Below are 1681 nucleotides of genomic sequence, written 5' to 3'. Positions count from 1 at the left end.
TTACTACCGAAATGCTTCGCCCCTACGAATATATTTGCAAAAATGAGATGCACCCCTGTCAACTGTCAACTGTCAACTGTCAACTGATTTATTCACCGTGTAGTGCCAAGATCGGGTCTAATTTTGCAGCATTGCGCGCAGGGATACCGCCTGCTAGCACCCCAACAATTAGCGAGAGTCCAAACCCCACGACCACTGACCACAAAGGGACAACAAAGGGAAATTTGAATAGTGTGGCGGCAGTGAAAGCGAGGGCGATACCCAACCCGATTCCGATCGCACCGCCAATAATCGAAATAACGATCGCTTCCATCAAAAATTGGTTGAGAATCGCGCCGCTAGTTGCACCAACGGCTTTACGCAGACCGATTTCGCGCGTCCGTTCCATCACCGAAACCAGCATAATATTCGCGATACCAATGCCACCAACAACTAGGGAAATTCCGGCGATCGCAGTTACCATCAGCGTCAGTGACCCCATAATACTCGTGAAGGTCTTAATCAGATCCACTTCATTGGTGACACGAAAATCATCCTCTTTGGGCGGGCGGATATTATGGCGCAGTCGGAGCACATTCGTTACCTGAAATTGCGCCGATTCGAGCAGATCGGCATTACTCGATTGCAGCCAAAAGCCATTAATCGCCACACCTGTGAGAGCATTGTTACCGACAATCTGGGCGGACATATTGGTCAGTGGCAGATACACCATATCATTCATATCTTGCAGCCCTACAGACCCTTTACGCTCCATCACTCCTAGCACGATATAACGTTTACCCTGAATCCGAATATCGCTACCGATCGCAATTTCTGTTGGAGCGAATAAATCATCTCGAACTTTGGCACCAATTACCACCACTGCTTTAGCTATATCTAAATCCTGCTGCCGGAAAAATGTCCCTAGTTCCGGCTGGACATTTCTCACCGCTGGAAAGTTTAAATCCGTGCCGATGGCAGTTGTCGAAATGTTGACATTGCCGCGTACCACCTGAATATTCGAGCGGTATAAGAAGGCTGACACCGCTGTAGCGGCGGGGACTTGTTTGGCGATCGCCTGAGCATCTTCCCAGGTTAAGGTACTAGCAGTGCCAGCTCCCTGACTGATGCCGCCCGTTTTCGCTGCGGCTGCTGACACCTGGAGGATATTGGTACCCAATGCCTCAATTCTTAACTCGGTGGCTCTTTGCACTCCTTGACCGATCGAAGTAATTGCAATTACGGAAGAAATACCAATAATTACGCCCAGCATTGTCAATCCCGATCGCACTTTATTACTCCACAGGGTTTCAATTGCCATGAGGAATATTTCAAGCGGTGAGATTCTGCGTTTGGTGCGACGAGAGGTCGGCATTAATGACTTTGGAGAACGCTTTGTTTTCATAGGAGTTTTTCGGACTGAATAAAGCCTAAGAGTTGCTGCGTAGCCGGAATTATCTAGAGGAGACGGCAGTGCCGTTTCCCTACCATGATTAATCGTAGGGACACTCCAAGAGCCCAAGGAGTGTCAACAATCAGGTCAAACCGATAGTCCGACAGGGGTTGAAACCCCTGTCTCATAGCGAAAGTCCTCTCAAAGAGGACTGAAGAGTTAGTTGATGTGTATTGATTTGGGGCAAATCGACCGTCGGTTTCAACCGACTTTAGCTATGAGACAGGGGTTTTAACCCCTGGCGGACTT

At 48.7% G+C, this 1681-nt stretch carries 1 protein-coding gene; it reads right to left on the bottom strand.

The window, feature by feature from the left end:
- Positions 1–88 precede the first annotated feature (88 nt).
- On the bottom strand, positions 89–1300 hold the full coding sequence (locus QT974_RS34110) for an ABC transporter permease (RefSeq protein WP_333472779.1): 1212 nt from the start codon (positions 1298–1300) through the stop codon (positions 89–91).
- Positions 1301–1681 lie beyond the last annotated feature (381 nt).

The sequence above is a fragment of the Microcoleus sp. BM001215392 genome, from assembly GCF_036700185.1.
Lineage (GTDB): Bacteria > Cyanobacteriota > Cyanobacteriia > Cyanobacteriales > Microcoleaceae > Microcoleus.
This window is presented reverse-complemented; position numbering and strand designations above follow the sequence as displayed.

What these genes read in the sequence shown, in the direction of transcription:
- QT974_RS34110 (WP_333472779.1), bottom strand. Translation starts at nt 1,300, where the DNA reads ATGGCAATTGAAACCCTGTGGAGTAATAAAGTGCGATCGGGATTGACA.